At 48.4% G+C, this 19,749-nt stretch carries 21 protein-coding genes; 13 read left to right on the plus strand and 8 right to left on the minus strand.

Annotated elements, in window-relative coordinates; translation table 11 throughout:
* Nucleotides 1–10: 10 nt before the first annotated feature.
* The 13 genes from hpf to A7981_RS10110 all read left to right on the plus strand — a co-directional run bounded on the left by hpf (nucleotide 11) and on the right by A7981_RS10110 (nucleotide 10,574).
* Nucleotides 11–340, plus strand: a complete 330-nt coding sequence (gene hpf / locus A7981_RS10050) for a ribosome hibernation-promoting factor, HPF/YfiA family (RefSeq protein ID WP_067267628.1) — start codon at nucleotides 11–13, stop codon at nucleotides 338–340.
* A 116-nt stretch (nucleotides 341–456) separates the two neighbouring features.
* Nucleotides 457–1,422, plus strand: coding sequence for an HPr(Ser) kinase/phosphatase (gene hprK, locus A7981_RS10055; RefSeq protein WP_067267630.1), 966 nt, complete (start codon nucleotides 457–459; stop codon nucleotides 1,420–1,422).
* A gap of 3 nt (nucleotides 1,423–1,425) precedes the next feature.
* Entirely contained in the window at nucleotides 1,426–2,256 is an 831-nt protein-coding gene (gene rapZ / locus A7981_RS10060) for an RNase adapter RapZ (protein WP_067267632.1), read from the plus strand.
* A 97-nt stretch (nucleotides 2,257–2,353) separates the two neighbouring features.
* Nucleotides 2,354–2,761 (plus strand): PTS sugar transporter subunit IIA, encoded by a 408-nt coding sequence (locus A7981_RS10065; RefSeq protein WP_067267634.1) that lies wholly within the window; start codon nucleotides 2,354–2,356, stop codon nucleotides 2,759–2,761.
* A complete protein-coding gene (locus A7981_RS10070; RefSeq protein ID WP_067267637.1) occupies nucleotides 2,754–3,026 on the plus strand; it encodes an HPr family phosphocarrier protein in 273 nt (90 codons plus the stop codon). Before A7981_RS10065 ends, A7981_RS10070 begins: the two co-directional genes overlap by 8 nt.
* A 40-nt stretch (nucleotides 3,027–3,066) precedes the next feature.
* Nucleotides 3,067–4,812, plus strand: a complete 1,746-nt coding sequence (ptsP, locus tag A7981_RS10075; RefSeq protein WP_067267639.1) for a phosphoenolpyruvate--protein phosphotransferase — start codon at nucleotides 3,067–3,069, stop codon at nucleotides 4,810–4,812.
* A gap of 12 nt (nucleotides 4,813–4,824) precedes the next feature.
* Nucleotides 4,825–5,181: a DUF4870 domain-containing protein gene (locus A7981_RS10080; RefSeq protein WP_067267641.1), complete on the plus strand. Its 357-nt coding sequence runs from the start codon at nucleotides 4,825–4,827 to the stop codon at nucleotides 5,179–5,181.
* Nucleotides 5,182–5,194: 13 nt separating this feature from the next.
* Complete coding sequence (locus A7981_RS10085; RefSeq protein WP_067267644.1) at nucleotides 5,195–7,243, plus strand: M3 family metallopeptidase; 2,049 nt, start codon at nucleotides 5,195–5,197, stop codon at nucleotides 7,241–7,243.
* A gap of 35 nt (nucleotides 7,244–7,278) precedes the next feature.
* Entirely contained in the window at nucleotides 7,279–7,782 is a 504-nt protein-coding gene (locus tag A7981_RS10090; protein ID WP_254258549.1) for a glutaredoxin family protein, read from the plus strand.
* A 2-nt stretch (nucleotides 7,783–7,784) separates the two neighbouring features.
* Nucleotides 7,785–8,552 carry an exodeoxyribonuclease III gene (xth, locus tag A7981_RS10095; RefSeq protein ID WP_067267646.1) on the plus strand — a complete coding sequence of 256 codons (768 nt, stop codon included), beginning with the start codon at nucleotides 7,785–7,787 and terminating at the stop codon, nucleotides 8,550–8,552.
* 187 nt (nucleotides 8,553–8,739) lie between these two features.
* Nucleotides 8,740–9,300 carry a hypothetical protein gene (locus tag A7981_RS10100; protein WP_067267648.1) on the plus strand — a complete coding sequence of 187 codons (561 nt, stop codon included), beginning with the start codon at nucleotides 8,740–8,742 and terminating at the stop codon, nucleotides 9,298–9,300.
* Nucleotides 9,301–9,383: 83 nt separating this feature from the next.
* A complete protein-coding gene (locus A7981_RS10105) occupies nucleotides 9,384–9,929 on the plus strand; it encodes a hypothetical protein (protein WP_067267650.1) in 546 nt (181 codons plus the stop codon).
* A gap of 96 nt (nucleotides 9,930–10,025) precedes the next feature.
* On the plus strand, nucleotides 10,026–10,574 hold the full coding sequence (locus A7981_RS10110) for a hypothetical protein (RefSeq protein ID WP_067267652.1): 549 nt from the start codon (nucleotides 10,026–10,028) through the stop codon (nucleotides 10,572–10,574).
* Between the two features lie 103 nt (nucleotides 10,575–10,677).
* Here the strand turns inward: A7981_RS10110 and A7981_RS10115 are convergent, their stop codons facing one another.
* The 8 genes from A7981_RS10115 to def all read right to left on the minus strand — a co-directional run bounded on the left by A7981_RS10115 (nucleotide 10,678) and on the right by def (nucleotide 19,685).
* Nucleotides 10,678–11,928 (minus strand): hypothetical protein, encoded by a 1,251-nt coding sequence (locus A7981_RS10115; protein ID WP_067267655.1) that lies wholly within the window; start codon nucleotides 11,926–11,928, stop codon nucleotides 10,678–10,680.
* Nucleotides 11,929–12,004: 76 nt separating this feature from the next.
* Complete coding sequence (locus A7981_RS10120) at nucleotides 12,005–13,291, minus strand: sigma-54 dependent transcriptional regulator (protein ID WP_067267657.1); 1,287 nt, start codon at nucleotides 13,289–13,291, stop codon at nucleotides 12,005–12,007.
* On the minus strand, nucleotides 13,291–15,423 hold the full coding sequence (locus A7981_RS10125) for an ATP-binding protein (protein WP_067267659.1): 2,133 nt from the start codon (nucleotides 15,421–15,423) through the stop codon (nucleotides 13,291–13,293). The genes A7981_RS10120 and A7981_RS10125 overlap by 1 nt, the downstream gene beginning before the upstream one ends.
* A 45-nt stretch (nucleotides 15,424–15,468) precedes the next feature.
* Nucleotides 15,469–15,978 carry a DUF4390 domain-containing protein gene (locus A7981_RS10130; protein WP_371440357.1) on the minus strand — a complete coding sequence of 170 codons (510 nt, stop codon included), beginning with the start codon at nucleotides 15,976–15,978 and terminating at the stop codon, nucleotides 15,469–15,471.
* Between the two features lie 55 nt (nucleotides 15,979–16,033).
* Nucleotides 16,034–17,329, minus strand: a complete 1,296-nt coding sequence (gene rsmB / locus A7981_RS10135) for a 16S rRNA (cytosine(967)-C(5))-methyltransferase RsmB (protein ID WP_067267662.1) — start codon at nucleotides 17,327–17,329, stop codon at nucleotides 16,034–16,036.
* Nucleotides 17,330–18,172 (minus strand): zinc metalloprotease HtpX, encoded by an 843-nt coding sequence (gene htpX, locus A7981_RS10140; RefSeq protein ID WP_067267664.1) that lies wholly within the window; start codon nucleotides 18,170–18,172, stop codon nucleotides 17,330–17,332.
* Between the two features lie 78 nt (nucleotides 18,173–18,250).
* The gene (gene fmt / locus A7981_RS10145; protein WP_067267666.1) at nucleotides 18,251–19,183 is read right to left on the minus strand and encodes a methionyl-tRNA formyltransferase; all 933 of its coding nucleotides are present in this window, start codon (nucleotides 19,181–19,183) and stop codon (nucleotides 18,251–18,253) included.
* A 1-nt stretch (nucleotide 19,184) separates the two neighbouring features.
* Entirely contained in the window at nucleotides 19,185–19,685 is a 501-nt protein-coding gene (gene def, locus A7981_RS10150) for a peptide deformylase (protein ID WP_067267669.1), read from the minus strand.
* Nucleotides 19,686–19,749 lie beyond the last annotated feature (64 nt).

The raw sequence follows: 19,749 nt of genomic DNA on the forward strand, positions 1-19,749 counted from the left end.
GGAGTAACTTATGAACCTGCATCTAACCGGTCATCATCTGGAAGTCACCCCAGCTTTACGCGACTACGTTCAGGGAAAATTAACCCGCATCAGCAACCATTTCGATCACGTGATCGATATCAAGGTCACGTTCAGCGTGGAAAAGCTGGCGCAGAAGGTTGAAGCGACATTACATGTCCCGGGCAATGATCTACATGCTGAAAGCAGTGACGACAATATGTACAGCGCGATCGACACGCTGGCGGACAAGTTGGATCGACAGGTGGTCAAACATAAGGAAAAGATCAGTAACCATCACAAGATCAATGGTGCCCTTAAACATCAGCAGGCAGCTGAATAAATAGCGTTAGAACCTTGCCCATTGCCAGCACATGTTAGCTCTATATAAAAATAGCCGCTTGATGTCTTGTGTGCTCGCAATCGGGCGATCCATGCCCTTATTAGGCGGTTTATATCATGGCTGAAATAAACGTCAATCAGTTATACGAAGATACACGGCGCAACCTTAAACTCACTTGGGTTTCAGGGCATGCGGGCGGTGATAATCTACTCACCAGCGAGACCGTGACCAAACCATCACTGGCCCTTATCGGTCACCTTAATTTCGTGCATCCTAACCGTGTTCAGGTACTGGGATGTGCCGAAATGGATTACCTGCGTAGCCTGAAAACCAAAGAGCTCACGCAATCCATTTACAACCTGTTTTCTACTGACTTAGCTGCTGTCGTCGTCGCGAATGGCGAGACTCCGCCACCAGAATTGATCAGTGCATCGGATGAATTCCAAACCCCGCTATTCACGACCCCGTTGCAAAGCCCGGGATTAATGGATGTATTAAGTCACTATCTTGCGCAAGCCGTTGCAGAATCGACAAGTGCGCACGGCGTATTCATCGAAGTACAAGGCTTCGGCATTCTAATCAAAGGCAGCCCGGCTATCGGTAAAAGCGAGCTGGCGCTTGAATTAATATCCCGCGGTCACCGTCTGGTAGCTGATGACATTGTGGATTTCTATCGCATCGCGCCAGATCGCTTAGAAGGCAGGTGCCCGCCTTTGCTGCAAGATTTTCTTGAAGTACGCGGCCTAGGCATACTGAATATTCGCGCATTGTTTGGTGATAATGCAGTCAAACCAACCAAGCCCTTGGATTTCATCATTCAGCTTGAGATGGCAGATACCATGGTTCCGGAAAAACTGGATCGACTTAAAGTTAAATCGCTAAGTGAAAAGATACTTGGGGTCAAAGTCCCCAAGATCACTATCCCAGTCGCAGCAGGCCGCAATATTGCTGTACTAGTCGAGGTCGCCGTGCGTAATCACATGTTGTTGTTAAGAGGCATAAACGGTACCAAACAGTTCATGCAGCGCCAGCATCGTGAGATGCGTAATAGCCTCAAAAAACTTCAGCAGACTGAAAGCTAAACCATGCAGCTCGTTATCGTCACTGGTCTCTCAGGCTCCGGTAAAAGTATCGTGCTAAAGGCATTAGAAGATAGCGGTTATTACTGTGTCGATAATTTGCCTGCTACCCTGCTTCCACAAATCTCTAAGCATCTAGCCGGTAATCACGAATTTGTTGCCATTAGTATTGATACCCGTAGTGCAGCGCTTGAGGTATTACCGGAGAATATTGAGACGCTAAAAGCGCAAGGTATCCATGTTCAATTACTGTTCCTCGATTCCAACAATGAAACGCTGGTCAAACGTTTTAGCGAGACACGCAGACGCCACCCTTTAAGTAACGACAGCACCACATTAGCTGAAAGTATCGCCCATGAACGCGAGCTTTTAAGCCAGCTTTCCTACCTCGGCCACAAGATCGACACCAGCAACTTAAGCACCAATACCCTTCGCAGCTGGGTCAAGGATTTTGTCTCTCTTGAAGAGAGCGGGCTAACGTTGATGTTTGCATCCTTTGGCTTCAAACACGGCATTCCATTAGATGCTGATTTTGTTTTTGATGTGCGCTGCCTGCCTAACCCGCACTACGACCCTATATTAAAACCACTCACGGGCAAAGATCAGCCAGTCATTAGCTTTCTTGAAAACCAGGAAGCCGCACAAGCCATGCTGGAAGACATTCGCAATTATGTAGAGCGTTGGCTACCTTGTTTTGTGAGAGATAACCGCAGCTACCTTACAGTTGCCATCGGCTGCACAGGCGGCCAACACAGATCAGTCTATTTTGTGGAGCAATTAGGTCAATATTTTACTGAGCACAACAAAGTACAGATTCGTCATAGAGAGCTGGAATAATGCGGGCGCAACAGCAAGGTCGGTCACGACTAGCCAATAGGCTTTGGCTTGAATAAATCGGGCAATGCTCCCATTTTAAGGTAAACAGGATACGATTATGATCGGTATTTTAATCATCGCACATGGCACGCTAGGTGAAAGTCTGATTCACTGTGCAAGCCACGTCATGGGTAGCAGGCCCCCATTGTTGCGGCAGCTAGGCATCGGCACACATGATGACCCTGCATCGCTTTTGCCGCAGGCACAGCAGATCGTCAAGGAGATGGATGACGGGCACGGTGTGCTCGTGCTCTCTGATATCTACGGAGCAACGCCCTGTAACATGGTAGGTCGGCTATTGATACCGGGCAAGGTAGAAGGCGTCTCTGGCGTGAACCTGCCCATGCTGGTTCGCGCATTGACCTACCGCAATGGCGATCTACAAAAGTTAGTTGAGAAAGCCCTGAGTGGAGGGCGTGAAGGTGTGATGCATTTTACCGAGGAAGCATGTAAAAATCATGATTAAGCAAGAAATCGAGATCATCAATAAACTGGGATTGCATGCAAGAGCCTCTACCAAACTGACACAAACTGCCAGCCAGTATTTCGATTGCGAGATATGGATAGAACGTAATGGTAGACGGGTAAATGCAAAAAGTATCATGGGTGTGATGATGCTAGCCGCAAGTAAAGGCTCCAAGATCACACTCGAAACTTCAGGCAAAGAAGAAAAACCTGCCATGGACGCATTAGTCCTGCTGATTAACGACCGATTTGGCGAACCAGAATAAATTGATCCATATTAAGAACAAGGCCCACTAAACAAGGCTCATGAAACCTATATCCAAAGTCAGCTTCACCATGCACGGCATCGGTGTCTCCAGTGGCATCGCGATAGGCCATGCGCATCTGGTTTCGCACGCGCTGATCGAAGTAGCCCACTACCAAGTACCAAAAACGCTGATCACGCAGGAAATAGAACGTTTTGAGCAGGCAATCCAGACCGTAAAGCAGGATCTGGAGATTGTCCGCCAGCAATTGCCTGAGCGCGCACCCGCAGAACTCAGCGCATTCCTTAATACGCATTTGATGATACTGGCAGACCATTCGTTATCTGATGCGCCCAAGGCCATCATCATCAGCGAGCAGTGCAATGCGGAATGGGCGCTCAAGCAAAAGATGGACGAACTTGTGACCCAGTTTGACAAGATCGATGACGAATACTTACGCGAGCGTAAGCACGATGTCGTGCAGGTCGTCGAACGTATCATTAAGGTACTATTGGGGCATCCGCGTGAAGTTGCGCTTAAAGAAGCTAGCAGCCCGACCATTCTCGTCGCACATGATCTCTCCCCTGCTGATGCGATCCAATTCAAGCAGCATAAATTCGGCGCATTCATTACGGATGTCGGCGGTGCGACTTCGCATACGGCGATTCTGGCACGTAGCCTGAATATTCCCTCTATCGTCGCGTTACAAAAAGCGCGCGACCTAGTGCGGGATGGCGAACTGATTATTGTGGACGGCCACCAAGGCGTTGTCATTGTTAATCCAGATAAGAGCACACTCGAAGAGTACAAGCTGCGTCAGGAACAATGGGAGCTTGAGCAACAGAAACTCAAACGCCTGAAACTCAACAAAGCCATCACGTTAGATGGTACCGCCATTGAACTACATGCCAACATCGAGGTACCTGAAGATGTTGCGCAAGTGAGAGCCGCCGGGGCTACGGGCATCGGGCTTTATCGCACTGAATTCCTCTTTATGAATCGGCAAGAGATGCCGGATGAAGAAGAACAGTTCATTGCATATCGCAAGGTCGCCGAAGACATGAAAGGCCTACCGGTCACTATCCGTACGCTAGACTTGGGCGCGGATAAAGAAATGAATCCCGATACCGCCCGTAGTTGCACCAACCCTGCACTTGGCCTGCGTGCGATCAGGCTTTGCCTGTCTGAACCGCAGATATTCCATACGCAACTGCGTGCGATCTTACGTGCATCGCATTATGGCAACATCAAGATACTGATCCCGATGCTGTCCTCTGTCACTGAACTCAGGCAAAGCATCGTCCTGCTTGAGCGGGCAAAACAAAGTCTACGTACGCAGAAAATCGACTTCAAAGAAGATATCGAGATCGGCGGCATGATAGAGATACCAGCCGCCGCACTCTGCGCCGAGGCTTTCGCAAAAGAGCTGGATTTCCTCTCCATCGGCACCAATGACCTGATTCAATATTCACTGGCGATCGACCGCACAGATGATGCCGTCTCGCATCTATATAACCCCTTGCACCCAGCCATACTGCAATTGATTGAGATGACCATTCGCGCGGGGGCAAAACTCGGCAAACCGGTTTCCATCTGCGGTGAAATGGCTGGCGATGCCAAACTGACACGCTTATTGTTAGGCTTGGGCCTACGCCAGTTTTCTATGCACCCCTCTAATATACTCACGGTAAAACGCCAGATACTACAAAGCGATCTGGCAAAAATAAATCCCGGGGCACGCAAGATATTGGGTACACAAGATATTGATAGAATTGAACCTTTAGTACAAAAACTTAATCTTCAATAATAGGGGACTAAAATGGCTGATATAGAAAATATGGATGTAAAAACAGTACCGAGCCCTGATGATAAAAATATCGCGGTACTGACCCACTTGGGTGGTGCTTTATTCAGCGTGATCCCCAGCCTGATCGTGTGGCTACTGAAAAAAGATGATAATGCCTATATCGGCGAGCAAGCGCGTGAAGCATTGAATTTTCAGATTACCATGCTCATCGCCAATGTCATCAGCGGCTTTCTGATGGTGATTTTGATTGGCTTTTTATTATTCTCGCTCATCTGGATTGCCAATATCATATTTTGCATAGTGGCAGCGGTTGCTTGCAGCAAAGGTGATTCATACAAATACCCATTTAGTTTAAGACTTATCAGTTAAGGATTCAAAAGACGTGACCGAAACCGTATTAGCAAACAACCCATTACTTGATTTTTCCGGCCTACCTAAATTCAATCAGGTCAAAGCCGAACATGTCACGCCAGCTATCGATAATTTACTGAGTGAAGCAAGAAATATCGTTGAAACACTCAGCACTGCGACTGAAGCACCTACTTGGCAGAACTTCGCACACCCACTAGAGGATATCGAGGAGAAAATCGCGCGCGCATGGTCACAAGTCTCGCATATGAACTCAGTGGTCAACAGCCCGGCCTTGCGTGAAGCTTATAACGACAATTTGCCGAAGTTAACCGCATTTTATGCAGATTTATCGCAAGATGAGCGCTTATATGCAAAATTCCGCTTATTGCATAGCAGCCCGGACTACCAATCACTTAATACGGCGCAACGCAAAATTATCGAGAATGAATTACGTGATTTTCGTTTAGGCGGTGCAGAGTTAGCTGATGACAAGAAAGCGCGCTTTAAGGAGATTCAAGAAGAACTCTCTCAACTCTCAGCAAAATTTGAAGAGAACCTGCTAGATACCACTAACGACTTTTCATTACTCATTGAAGATATCAATGTATTGAAGGGCGTGCCGGAAGATGTCATTCAGGCCGCAGCCGAGGCCGCCAAACAAGATAACAATACCGGTTACAAGATCACCCTGCATTACCCATCTTATATGCCAGTGGTGCAATATGCAGATAATCGCGAGCTACGCGAAAAGCTTTATCGCGCTTACGCCACACGTGCATCTGAATTCGGCAAACCGGAGTGGGATAACACGCAACTCATCAAAGACATACTCAAGCTACGCCAAGAAGCAGCCCATCTGCTCGGCTACAAGAACTACACCGAGCTATCACTGACCACTAAGATGGCGAATGGTCAGCAACAAGTGACCGAGTTTCTCAATACGCTGGGGAAAAGCGCAAAACCTTTTGCCCAAGCCGATATGCAAGAGCTTAAAGAATTTGCAGCTAACAAGCTCGACCTGCCTAAATTGGCAGCATGGGATATCGCTTATGTGTCAGAGAAATTGCGCGAAGAGAAATACGCATTCTCTGACCAAGAGGTGAAGCAGTATTTTCCTGAAGAACAGGTGCTTCATGGCTTATTTAAAGTCACTGAAACCATATTCGGTGTGCACGTTAAAAAATCAAAAGCGCCTGTCTGGCACAGTGATGCCAGCTTTTACGAGATCACAGATACCAATGGCAAGCCTGTCGGCCAATTCTATTTGGACTTATATGCCCGCAACAATAAACGCGGTGGCGCATGGATGGATGAAGCGATCACACGGCGCAAAAAATCGCATGGTGTAGAAACGCCAGTAGCTTTTCTCACCTGCAACTTCTCGGCACCTATTGGCAATAAACCTGCCCTTTTCACGCATGATGAAGCCATTACCATGTTCCACGAATTCGGTCATGGTTTGCACCACATGCTCACCAAGGTCGATGAATATGGCGTTTCTGGCATCAAGGGCGTCGAATGGGATGCCGTTGAGCTTCCTAGCCAGTTCATGGAGAACTTCTGCTGGGAGTGGGAAGTATTGCGCCACATGACCAAGCATGTGGAAACTGGCGCGCACTTGCCGCGTGAACTATTCGATAAGATGGTCGCTGCAAAGAATTTTCAGGCTGGTATGCAAACTGTTCGCCAGATTGAATTCTCGTTATTCGATATCCGCCTGCATGGCGATTTCAACCCGAATGGTAAAGAAACGGCATTAGACCTCATCGAACAAGTGCGTGATGAAGTCGCTGTTGTCCGTCCACCAAAATGGAACCGCTTCCCCAATAATTTCTCGCATATATTTGCTGGCGGCTACGCGGCTGGCTACTATAGCTACAAATGGGCAGAGGTACTTTCAGCAGATGCATATAGCCTTTTTGAAGAAACTGGTGTGCTTTCTCAGGAAACCGGACGGCGATTCTGGTCTGAGATCTTGGCGCAAGGCGGCTCTCGCCCCGCACTCGAATCATTTATCGCTTTCCGCGGTCGTGAACCGTCAATCGATGCTTTGTTACGCCATAATGGGATGACCAATTGATACTGCATATGCCTAGAGTCAGATTACTGCTCGTCATGATTGTGAGCTTAGGGACTGTTATTTTTTCTGCCAGCAGCTTTGCACAGGTATATAAATGGGTAGATGCACAAGGCAAAATTCATTACACCGATACCCCGCCGATGCCTGAGGTCGCAAAGAGTGTGGAAACCAAAAAAGCACAAGGGAATGTGATTGAAAGTGACGCACAACCATTCGCCACAAAAATAGCGGCGGAGAAATTTCCTGTTTCGTTATACACATTTGCCGGATGTGGAGACTTATGCGATAAAGCAAAAGCTTTATTAGACAAGCGCGGCATCCCCTATGCGACAAAAAGCACTGAAGAAGATAAAGAGGCTTTGAAAAAACTGACTGGCGATTCTCAAATCCCTGTGTTAGTCGTTGGCAACAAAACACCCCGTCGCGGGTTTGAAGAAAGCGCATGGAATAGCTTGTTAGATGAAGCCGGATATCCAAAGAGCAATCCACTCGCCAATATGCGCAAACCAACACCCAATAACTCCGCAACCCAGCCTTAAATATGATACTCGCCACATGGAATGTAAACTCACTTAATGTGCGTTTACCGCACGTGCTTGATTGGCTCAATGCGCATCAACCAGATGTGCTTTGCCTGCAGGAAACCAAGCAGGAAGATAGTAAATTCCCCTACCAGGCGCTTGCTGATATCGGCTATCACGCCATCCACTCTGGGCAAAAAACCTACAATGGCGTTGCCATCATCAGTCGCCACCCGATTGAAGAGGCAACTCACGGCATTATCGGCCTAGAGGATGAGCAAAAAAGACTGATCTCCGCGACCATTCAAGGCATTCGTATCATATGCGCCTATATTCCTAACGGCCAAAGCGTGGATTCAGATAAATACCAATACAAACTCAAATGGTTGGCTTCCCTCACCCGTCATTTACGCGACGAACTGGCATTGCACCCGAAACTGGCACTTCTAGGTGATTACAACATCGCCCCTGAAGACCGCGACGTACACGACCCCAAAGCGTGGGAAGGCCAAATACTCGTCAGCGAACCTGAACGTGATGCCTTCAAGGCACTATCTAGTTTAGGTCTTCATGATGCATTTCGCCTGTTCGACCAACCCGAATCCAGCTTTAGCTGGTGGGATTACCGCATGGCAGGGTTCAGACGCAACCTCGGTATGCGCATCGATCACATTCTTGTCAGCACACCCTTGGTTTCATCCTGCACATCCAGCTGGATAGACAAAGCCCCACGCAAACTGGAAAGACCTTCAGACCACACTCCCGTAGTACTAGACCTAAAGAACTAAGTCTTATTGCAATTGCATGATTGAAAAGATAGGCTAGAGATAAAGCATGGGATGCATAAAATTGACGTATATAGAATTAAAATTTAGGATGTACTAAATAATATTAACATAATGATTTTGTTTAATAATAAATTCACTAAATCAACAATAATTTCCTACTTTGCGTTAGAAGGCTTCACTACCGCTTATGACCGTTCTCCGAGCATTCACTGACTATCCAGCTGAGGCGGCGCTCATCGGGCGCATGCTTGCTGGGTATGCCGACTTGGAAATCGATCTAATGAATTGTGCGAAGGCTGTACGTGGCGACCTCGACCTTGCTCTCAAGACAATGTTCCGGGGCCGCGGCAATAGCCAAAGAATCGATCTTGCAGCCGCTATTGCAAGACGCCCGTATGAGGACTTAGGGTTGGCTGCAGAGTTCGACACGGCTATAGCAGCGGTTCGTTACTCTCTCCGCATTAGAAACTTATATGCTCACTGCACGTGGTGGAATGACAACTCGGGTGAGCTTGCCTTTGCAAATCTTGAGGAGTTGGCAAAGTTGAATGTAGTAGTTACTGACCTTCGCGGTCTGACTGTCAATCATGTCAACGTCGCGCACCTTCAATCTCAGTTCGACTATTTCGAGTACGCGGACAATATGCTGCTCGGTGTACTCCAGGCAGGAAATCTCAAAGCGGGAAAACCTCATCATCTTGGTGTAGTTATCCCCGCTTTCGTTGCGCCGCCGCCAGTTACCTTATAGTGGGCTCAATTGCAAATCCTTATAACCCTTCGGTCAACCGGACCTGCCTCTGGCAGGCCGATTACCTCCAACGTTAGGCATATATGACACTGCCCGATCCTGCGACTGTCGTTCCTAGGCTTTTCGCTTTGTATGGCGGGAAAGATAAGTTCTTTGAGGCAATGGACTCTCGCCAACAAGAGTTTTTCGCGCTTTGGGAGCATGACTCCGAAAATATTGGCCGGGTATTGCATGCTCATCTTGTTGTCGAGCATTTTCTTACTGCTCATCTTCAGGCCCAAAATCCAAAGCTTGCCCCTATCTCAGGAGCGCGTCTTACTTTTGCGCAGAAGGTTGCTCTCATCGGAGATAATGACCAAACGGCCAAGCTCTTAATACCTGGCTTGCTGGGGCTTAACAAAGTAAGGAATCGCTTGGCTCACAAACTAAAAGTCGAAATCGATGCTGAGGATATACAAGCAATATTTTCCGTAGAGCTATATGCCGCGACATTGAAAGAGAAACAAAACCCAAAACCAGAAGACCCTCTTTGGGTGCTGGAGGACTTTGCAAAGTTCGCAGGTACTTTGCTCCAATCAAGTGCCGCTCCTGATAACGCTCTTTGGGCAAAGGCATTCGAAAATGCCTAACCTCTCGGTCAAGTTCGCTCCACTTCGTTTCGCTGGGACGCGCCTACGGCGCGCCCCTTACCTCAAACGTTAGCCACTCAGGAGAGAGCTAAAAACATGAAAAGTCTAAGAATAGCTTTTGTAATTGCACTCTCGCTAATGTCGGGTTGTGCATCAATCGAACCATCCATAAAACCATCAGACGTAGCCGATAGCGAAGCTGCTTATGTGGCAGGCAAGTTCACGCGTTTCAACAGTGGTGGCTTTGCATTCGTACTCGTCAACCAGTCGTCAGGCAAGGAGTACAATATTTCACTAGGAAGTGATTCTGCGTTACCTAAAAACGTCGCAGATCAGGTGGTAGCGATAAAAGTACCTCCTGGCATGTACACTCTCTCTTACTGGTTCACCTATGGAACGCTCACGAAAGAACGCTCTGATAAGCACGCTATAACTAACTTGGCACTGTCGGCGCCATTTTTGGCCTCGAGTGGATCCATAGTATTTCTCGGGAAGTATTTAGCTGACACAGACTTCTCTAGCGGCCGAGCATTCTGGTCAATAAAATCTCAAAAAATAAGCGAAACTCAGGCGAGGGAAGACTTTGCAGAAGCCTACCCGATACTCGGGAAGCTGGAGTTCTTTTGCCAGAATTGCTGGCGCTAGTCATGGCTAACCCATCATTCACACCGCAAGGGTCTTCCCCGTCGACATGGTCGCTAAAGCGACTCAGCTCAACGCGAAAGCGGGACACGCTAAAGCCAGCCACTTAATTCAAGTAAGCATCCAGAATATATTGAATAAGGTATGGCTGGTCACGCGGTGCCATGTGGCCGGCATTCAGCACTTTCAACCATCCAAGCTGCGCTTTACCTTGTGTAAAACCCACTACATTCTTCTGTTGGTCTAGCCACTGCTGTGGCGTGGCTTGATGGAAGGCATTGGCCGCACCGCCCTGTAATTTTTCTAGCCAGGCACCGGTACCGAGGAAATTACAGTCCTTGGCATCGTTAAGCCCTGAGATCACCCGCACTTTTAAGCCGCTCGCGTCATCAAGCAGCGCCTCTACAACATGGGCGTAGGAGTCATTCACCCGAGATGCATAGTTATCGGAGATTAGCTGTGACCAGCCCTGAGCAATAGTGGGATAGTGCGTAGGCACATGCAGTGCTTCACGCACGGCGGCATCGTTCAGGTAATCGAGTATGGGCTGAAATGGCGGGTCTTGCGTCTGCGCGGTATTGGCCATGTAACAGCCGCAAAGTTTCTGGATAGCATCATTGATTTCAGGCAGGCGGCCAGCATAGGTTTTGTCCAACGTCTCTTTCTGTGCCTTGGAGATCAAGCCGTGACTGAAGGCCCAGTCGGTATTCGTGGCCATCTGTACCTGAGGATCCACCCACGCATCGCACAATACCATAAGGCGCAAATCAAGCGGCCTGCTACCCGCTTTGTTGCCATTCAGGATAGCCTGCGCCAATAATGGCAAGTAAGTGCCAGCGTAGGATTCACCAGCGAGAATGATGGGGTTGGCAGCTATTTCAGGATGCAAATCGAAGAAGTTCAACAGCGCCTGATAGAGTTGCTCAATGCCTTGCTCTACCGTCTTCGGCACATCGCTGGTCTGTTGCTCGACCGAAAGGGTGACACTGAGCGGATGCTCCACAATCATGTAATTGACGTAATTATTCCAGGCAAACTCGCGTTTACTGAGTTGCATGGTCTCAGCATCAATCGCATAAGGGCCATTCTCAATAAAGAAGCCCCAAAAGCTGCTTGAACCGGGGCCGCCATTTGTCCAAAGGATGGTAGGCTGCTTCGCATAATCTTCGGCACCGACGAACCAGTAAAAAAGCTTCTCATCCACAGCACCCGGACAATTGGGAACAGACCCGCCCGCGTATATCGAAGCGTAACCGGCGAACTGAGTATTATCGACCTGCCCCCAACCCGGCAGGTAGGCCACCTGATCAGAGGTAGCGTCGATTTTTTGGGATAAGTCTGGTGTCTGGGGATGCATGTGGTCTTATCCAGCCCTTTCTATTTTTATTTTATTGAATCTTTGCTTGGCAGAACCCAAAGCTCATTACCAGTATTTATCCTTTGGTCTTGATGCCCAGCTGTTTAAGTTTACGATATAAATGGGTGCGCTCAAGCTCGACATTCTCAGCGACACGACTCATATTCTTGCCCACTTTGGCGATGTGATGCTCGAAATAGATTCTCTCAAATGCATCGCGCGCTTCGCGCAAGGGTAGATCGAGATTGATTGGCAACTGATGGCCATTTAATGCCTCTGCGGCTTGTTCAGCAGAGGCATTAAACGCGGAGAACTGCTCAAGTACACGATGTACATCATTCAGGCTGATTTTCTCGCCCAAACTAGTTTGCATCAGGTTACGGATCACGCTATCAAGTTGTGTCAGATTACCTGACCAGTTTGCATTTCTGAGCGCATTGAGCGCCGCGATATCAAACTCACGATAAGACGAAACCTCATTGGTCTCAACCATCATCAACGCCATCGCACGTGCAAGATCAGGGATATCTTCACGATGATCGTCCAGTGATGGAATAGATAAAGTGGTGGCAGAAAGTGTCTGCAAGAGTTGGCTATCAAACTGCCCCTCTTCTACCAGTTTGGGCAATGCATGCGAAGTAGCACATACAATGCGCACGCTATATTTTTCAGCTTTTGTGATTAACAGGAACAAACCGCGCTGCTCGGTTTTATTCAGCCCAACGACCTCTGGGATAAATATCAGGCCCTCAGCATGTTGTTCCAATAGTTCAATCGGGGCTTCGGCAAGTCGTTGATATTCTGTTAACGTGACCCAAGGCGTGCCCTCATCATGCAGAAAACGTGCACAAAGCTCTGCACCGCATCCTTTCTCACCAATCAAGAGTAAAGGCGCACTCGAAAAAGACACTTGCTCAAGGCGCTGCTTAAGCTCGGTAATGACAGCGCCTTTGCCCAAGCTCAGCAGACTCATACCAGACTTGGGCAGTTGCTCACCGTATTTGAGTGCAGCATTGACGGTTTTCAGTAGTTTTTGAAGCGCGATCGGTTTTTCAAGAAAATCAAACGCACCGATACGGGTGGCCTCTACCGCTGTATCGATCGTGCCATGACCCGACATCATGACGACTGGCATGGTCAATAATCCACCATTACCCCATTCTTTCAATAGGCTAATACCATCGCAATCCGGCATCCAGATATCCAGCAGCACCAAGTCAGGGCGTACTTGCTGACGCATCTCGCGCGCCTCGGCGGCATTTTCAGCCAGCCTGACCTGATAGCCCTCATCTTGCAGGATATCGTGCAGGAGCTCGCGAATACCGACCTCATCATCTACTACTAGAACTTGCCTTGCTGTCATTACTGAGACTCCAACTTTTTAAGCATCAGTGGTAGCGTAATCATCACGCTTGCCCCGCCTTCTGCCAGATTTTCAATCTTGATACTGCCTTTATGCTCTTCTATGATCTTACGCACAATCGCCAAACCCAAGCCAGTACCATGTTTTTTGGTCGTCATATACGGCTCAAAGGCACGTGCGATGATTTCTAGCGGAAAACCATCTCCATTATCCTGCACGCTTAGCTTTACTTCATTATCTTGTAGGTCAGTGATGATGTGAATAGTGGCAGCATCTCGCCCGACAATCGCATCCTGCGCATTTTGTAATAGATTATGCAGCACCTGACGCAACATCGTAGCATCACCCAGCACCGATGGCAGATTTGGATTCAAACTGACATTCAACTGTATGTGCTCAGGCTCGTATAAAGCAAGCACCCCTTCGACCAAGAGATTCAAATCTACCGGCGCAAGATTAGGCGCAGGGGCACGTGCATACTCACTAAATTCATTCACCATGGTCTTCATCGCATCCACCTGCTCAACGATGGTATTGGTAGCACGACGCAGCATAGCAGCATCAGTCACATCAAGTTTAGCGGCCAGTTTATGGACCAGACGCTCAGCCGACAGTTGAATCGGTGTGAGCGGATTCTTGATCTCGTGCGCGAGCCTGCGTGCGACTTCACCCCATGCAGCGTCACGCTGGGCCTGTACGACAGTTGTAATGTCATCAAACACTACAAGAAACCCGCTATCGGCACTATCAGGCAAACGCGTACCGCGCAAAAATAGCGTGCGTTGACCTTGCGCAGTAACGATCTCCATTTGCTCTTGCCACTCACCTGATTCAGTGCCATGAAAGTGCGCCAGCACGCTAGCAACAAATTGCGCCAATATCGGCAGCTTTTGCGCAATCACATCGAATGGCTGATTAACATAATCGCTGAGCGGCACTTCTAGAATATTGGCGGCCGCAAGGTTATAGGCGCGTAATTCCGCACGATCGTTCAGCGTGATGACGCCTGATGATAAATGCGCAAGTATCGTTTCAAGATAGCCACGCGCGGCCTCGACTCTTGCACGATTCCTATCGGCAGCAGTTGTCGCATCACCAAGTTGCCGCGTCATGCTATTAAAAGATTGCACCAGAATACCAAGCTCATCTTTACCATGCACGGGGAGCACAATGCTGTAATCTCCGCGCGCAATAGCGTCAGTGCCTTGCGCAAGTATGCCTAATGGCGCAGAAAGTCGACGACTAACCACAAATGCGATTGAGATGGCCGATAGCATCGCCAACATCAGCACTAAAGTAAGCGTTAAAGAGAAAACCTCTTTTAAGGATTCTCGGCTAAGCGATAACTCCTGATAATCTTCATAGACATCCTGCACGGCCTCAGCAGTACCTGCCAACGATTTCGGTACCGGTTGCAAAAGCTGCAGGATCCGCGTCTCACCAGCCAGATCAGGCATCACGACAGGGGCCAGCACACGCAGATACAACCCTTTATCAGGAATAGGCTCTATGGTGCCATACACGTGCTGGCGCGCTTGGCGCAACTGGGGAATACTCGGCAGATCAGGCAGAAAGCTGGAAGGATCACTACTTGAAAAAGCGATGATACGGCCCTGTAATGTCAGCAATACCGCATCCTGAATACCACTTTTTTCGCGTAGGTCATTGAGTACATTCAGGTGCAGATTGACAGGCTGGAAAGCAAGACCCAAAGCCATGCTCTCACTTTTTTCCTCAATGTCTGAGAGCATGATATCCAGCGCACTTTGCCCTAGACGCAAACCACCTTCGAGAGCAGCCTCTACTTTCACGTTAAACCACGACTCAATAGAACGCGTCAGAAAATTAACCGAGACTGCATACACCATGACACCAGGAATAACAGCCATCAGGGCAAAAGCGCCGAGCAGCCGTAAAGTCAGCCGACTGCCCATGACCTTCTTGCGTAATTGCCGGTAGAGGCGCCACAGTTGCCAGCCAATCAGCAGAATCAGCGATCCAGCAAGCACGATATTCAGCACCAGCAATGTTGAGTAATAACTCCCTGCGGCGGCGGTATTAGCACTCGCATGCGATAGCAGATATAGAAGTACAGCACCCAAGACCGCACTAAAAGAAACGATATATCTCATCTGGAGTGAATCAACATAACCATAGAGATCAAGACATACATCGCTTTACAACACAAAAGCGGGAGTCCAATGATAGCGTTCGGAGATCATGTCCCAGTTCGCGGACCCCAGTGCCTCGACCTGCAAAGGCTTGGGTAACTTGGATTGATCCAGACGAATACGCAAACCAGCATGATAAATCTCGCCTTTTTTAAGCAGCGTTTTATCCAGAACCTGCCAATCACGTAGGTGCGAGAGTTCTTCTTTCGCTTCTTGCAAACTGACAAAGGTCTGTTGGTGATTATTACGATTCACCAGATATTGCCTCGACAAGGCATGGTAGCTTAAAGTGACTTGGCTGCTTGCGCTGATAATCTCATCATCAAACCAGTATTTTCGCGGCGAAAGCAGCTGAAACTCGATCAGGAAAGTTAAAGGGATGCCTTTGCTAAGCGCATCCTCAACCTCGGCACTTAGGTTTAGATCAAAATCCGCATGCAAGGCATACGATTCATTTGTCGCCACAAGTTCAGCTGTTTTGATATGCAAACTGCTCGCTGCTGCATACACCGCCACAGCAAAAAATAATGTGAAAAGGCCTAAAAAATGGACTCTGAACAGGCGGCTTGCTTTAATTTTTCTGTAGCAATGCGTAAAAAAATCCGTCATGTTCTGCGCAGGGGTGTAATTGTCCATGATGTAAATTGATCGGCCCTGAGTTGGTTGATTGTAAGCGTTCAAGCGGCAACTGCTCAGCATCTGCGTTAGCCTTCAGGAATCGATCAATTTGTTGTTGATTTTCTTCATGAAAAATCGAGCAAGTCACATAAAGTAATTTACCACCCTTTGCCAAGAGCTGCCACAACGCAGGTAATATTAATGCCTGCTGCTTAACAAAAGATCCCACATCGGCTTCGCGACGCAGCCATTTGATATCCACATGACGGCGCACGATACCGGATGCCGTACATGGCACGTCGGCGAGAATACGATCAAAGGTTTTTCCATCCCACCACACCTTGGGCTCAGCCGCATCACCGGTAGCCAGAGTAGCATGCAAACCCAAGCGATCCAGATTACTTTCAGTGCGCTGTAAACGTTGCGCATCGCTATCTATCGCAACCATCTGCACTTCTGCCAGCTCTAAGATGTGACCTGTTTTACCCCCCGGGGCACAACAGGCATCCAATACCCGCATGCCTTCTTTTGCATCCAGCAAATAGGCAGCACATTGGGCACCGTAATCTTGTACTGATACTTCACCCGTAGTAAATCCGGGTACTTTATCGACAGAAACGGGCTTTGCAAGCTTGAATGCATATTCGCCAAGCCGGTCAAAAGAAATCTCTTGCTCAACAAGTTGATCGAAATACGCTTGAGGGTTGGTTTTGCGCTGGTTGATGCGCAATGTCATTGGCGGATGCTGATTACCGGTTTCGAGAATGGCCTGCCAATCCGCTGGGTATTGCTTCTTTACCTTATTAATCCACCACTCAGGGTAAGAATAACGGGCAACTTCATTCTCTAACGCTTTCTGTTTTAAAACCTCATGTTGGCGTAGAAAATTACGCAAAACACCATTTACAAGCCCTTTAACCCAGGATTTTTTATGGTGGCTCGCTGCATTAACGGCTTGATCAACCACAGTGTGCGAGGCTGCTTTATCATGATTCAATTGATAGATTGCAACCAGCAATAGACACTCAACGTTCACATCCTGCAATGGCTTCTCTAACAAGCATGTCAACATGGCATCAAGCTCGCCATAGAACCGCAAGGTGCCGTAACTTAGATCCTGCGCGACCGCGCGCTGCTGTGGCGTAGCATCTGCATAGCTACGCAATGCGCTTTCCAAAGCGAGTGTGAGATTCTTACCGGCTAAAACCTGCGCAACCGTCTTCGCAGCAATGGTCTGAGAAACTTGCAATTAGCGCGCCATCGCCATTAAGCGTGCGATACGTTCTTCGGTATTAGGATGGGTGCTAAACAAGCCTTTAATGCCGCCAGCTGACAGCGGATTAATGATCATCATCTGCGCAGTCTCAGGATGCTGTTCAGCCGTATCCATTGGAATACGGTGCGCATAGTCATGAATCTTCTTTAATGCCGCAGCCAAAGCCGTGGGGTCATTGCTAATCTGTGCGCCACCTTTATCTGCTTCAAACTCACGCGCACGCGAGATCGCCATTTGAATCAACATAGCCGCGATAGGGGCAAGCACCATAATAAGGATCGCAACCAGAGGATGCACGTTACGATCACGCTGTCCGCCAGAGAACAGAAGTCCAAACTGGGCAATCGATGAAATCGCGCCCGCGATAGTAGCCGAAATGGTTGAGATCAAAGTATCTCGATGTTTTACATGGGCGAGCTCATGCGCCATCACGCCGCGCAACTCACGCTCGGTCAATATATTCATAATGCCGGTTGTAGCAGCAACGGCTGCATGCTCAGGGTCGCGTCCTGTTGCAAACGCATTAGGCTGTGGCTCATCGATCAGATATACCTTTGGCATAGGCAGTTGTGCATTTTGCGCCAACTCGCGCACCATACGATAAAACTGCGGCGCACTGTTTTCATCCACCTCACGCGCGTTATACATTTTGAGTACAGCTTGGTCTGAAAACCAATAGGCGTAGATATTCATACCGCCTGCTAACAATAAAGCAATCAACATCCCCTGCCCGCCACCAAGCGTAGCACCAATAGCACCGAACAAGACAACAATACCCGCCATCAATATGGTGGTTTTAAACCAGTTTTCTAACATGTGTTCCTCTGTCGCTTAACTATGAAGTAACCATTAAATATCATGGTTTAGATGGTGCTAATTCGTAAAAATTCAAATTCACATGAATTGCTGCCCTACGGCTAAAGAATGTCCGGCCAGAAAGTCACGCGCGCGTAAACGCTTGCCACCCGGCATTTGTAATTCTTCTATCTTTAACAAGCCCTCACCGCATCCGACAATGATGCCGTTTGAAGTATCAGTAACTTTTCCGGGCTCGGCTAGCCCGTCCAAATGCGTCGCCATCCATATCCGGCAAACTTCACCATTCAGCTGGGTTTTCGCTACGGGGAATGGATTAAAAGCGCGTACTTGCCGAGATAGCTCCAGGGCACTCTTGCTCCAATCAATCGCTGCTTCAGACTTCTGTAACTTAGACGCATACGTGACTAATGCTTCATCCTGCGGTACTGCTTCAAGTTTCCCTGTTGAGGCCAACGTATTCATTGCTGCCAACATAAGTTCTGCCCCAACACTCGCAAGACCATCATGCAAGGTTTGCGCCGTATCCAATTGCGTAATTGGCAAAATGCCGTGACTGATCATGGCACCAGCATCCAATGCAGGCACCACTTCCATAATCGTGACGCCTGTCTCTTTGTCACCCGCAAGCAAAGATCGTTGAATAGGCGCGGCGCCACGCCAACGAGGCAACAATGAAGCATGGATGTTGTAACAACCAAGTGCTGGCATCTGCAATACCACGGTGGGGATAATCAAGCCATAAGCTGCCACGATCATGACATCTGCATTCTCCGTGGCAATACGCGCCTGAACATCGCTATCTTTTAACGTTTCAGGTTGAAATACCGCTATTTGGTGCGCAAGCGCTAACGCTTTCACCGGGCTTGGCTTCAGTTTCATACCTCGCCCGGCAGGACGATCCGGTTGGGTAAGCACCAAACTCACCTCATGGTGAGAACTGAGTAAGGCAGCTAAAGCAGGCACAGCAAAATCCGGCGTACCGGCAAAAATGATCTTTAGGGCGCGCATATTAACGGCCTCGCTGACGTTTTTTAAACTTATTCTTAATACGAGATTGCTTCAAGGGAGAGAGGTAATCAACAAAGACCTTACCAATGAGATGATCCATTTCATGCTGGATACAAACGGCCAACAAACCCTCGGCTTCGAGCGTAAAAGGCTTTCCGTCACGATCCAATGCCTCTATGGTAACTTTTTCAGCGCGGGTTACCATTTCATACACCCCAGGCACAGAAAGACACCCTTCTTCATAGTCCTGTGAGCCGCAACTGGCACTGACTTTAGGGTTGATAAACACTTGTAGATTGCGTTTATCCTCAGATAAATCCATCACGATAATTTGCTGATGCACATCTACTTGGGTCGCGGCCAAGCCGATACCTGGCGCATCATACATCGTCTCTGCCATATCATCGATGAGTCGCCGGATACTCGCGTCTACCACTTTTACCGGTTGGGCAACGGTATAAAGCCGCGGGTCAGGATAATTTAAGATATTTAAAATTGCCATAAAAGCTTGATTGTTTAATGAATTACATGCAAAATTTAATGCAACTTCGCGGATATTTTGTCCG

The sequence above is a fragment of the Methylovorus sp. MM2 genome, from assembly GCF_001648895.1.
Taxonomy (GTDB): Bacteria; Pseudomonadota; Gammaproteobacteria; order Burkholderiales; family Methylophilaceae; genus MM1.

Bases quoted from the DNA above. Each gene is read 5' to 3' on its own strand.
- A7981_RS10120 (WP_067267657.1), bottom strand. From the start codon at position 13,291: ATGACAGCAAGGCAAGTTCTAGTAGTAGATGATGAGGTCGGTATTCGC.
- A7981_RS10065 (WP_067267634.1), top strand. From the start codon at position 2,354: ATGATCGGTATTTTAATCATCGCACATGGCACGCTAGGTGAAAGTCTG.
- hprK (WP_067267630.1), top strand. From the start codon at position 457: ATGGCTGAAATAAACGTCAATCAGTTATACGAAGATACACGGCGCAAC.
- A7981_RS10125 (WP_067267659.1), bottom strand. From the start codon at position 15,423: ATGAGATATATCGTTTCTTTTAGTGCGGTCTTGGGTGCTGTACTTCTA.
- htpX (WP_067267664.1), bottom strand. From the start codon at position 18,172: ATGTTAGAAAACTGGTTTAAAACCACCATATTGATGGCGGGTATTGTT.
- A7981_RS10100 (WP_067267648.1), top strand. From the start codon at position 8,740: ATGACCGTTCTCCGAGCATTCACTGACTATCCAGCTGAGGCGGCGCTC.
- A7981_RS10115 (WP_067267655.1), bottom strand. From the start codon at position 11,928: ATGCATCCCCAGACACCAGACTTATCCCAAAAAATCGACGCTACCTCT.
- ptsP (WP_067267639.1), top strand. From the start codon at position 3,067: ATGAAACCTATATCCAAAGTCAGCTTCACCATGCACGGCATCGGTGTC.
- A7981_RS10105 (WP_067267650.1), top strand. From the start codon at position 9,384: ATGACACTGCCCGATCCTGCGACTGTCGTTCCTAGGCTTTTCGCTTTG.
- A7981_RS10110 (WP_067267652.1), top strand. From the start codon at position 10,026: ATGAAAAGTCTAAGAATAGCTTTTGTAATTGCACTCTCGCTAATGTCG.
- def (WP_067267669.1), bottom strand. From the start codon at position 19,685: ATGGCAATTTTAAATATCTTAAATTATCCTGACCCGCGGCTTTATACC.
- xth (WP_067267646.1), top strand. From the start codon at position 7,785: ATGATACTCGCCACATGGAATGTAAACTCACTTAATGTGCGTTTACCG.
- hpf (WP_067267628.1), top strand. From the start codon at position 11: ATGAACCTGCATCTAACCGGTCATCATCTGGAAGTCACCCCAGCTTTA.
- A7981_RS10090 (WP_254258549.1), top strand. From the start codon at position 7,279: ATGATTGTGAGCTTAGGGACTGTTATTTTTTCTGCCAGCAGCTTTGCA.
- fmt (WP_067267666.1), bottom strand. From the start codon at position 19,183: ATGCGCGCCCTAAAGATCATTTTTGCCGGTACGCCGGATTTTGCTGTG.
- A7981_RS10070 (WP_067267637.1), top strand. From the start codon at position 2,754: ATGATTAAGCAAGAAATCGAGATCATCAATAAACTGGGATTGCATGCA.
- rapZ (WP_067267632.1), top strand. From the start codon at position 1,426: ATGCAGCTCGTTATCGTCACTGGTCTCTCAGGCTCCGGTAAAAGTATC.
- A7981_RS10080 (WP_067267641.1), top strand. From the start codon at position 4,825: ATGGCTGATATAGAAAATATGGATGTAAAAACAGTACCGAGCCCTGAT.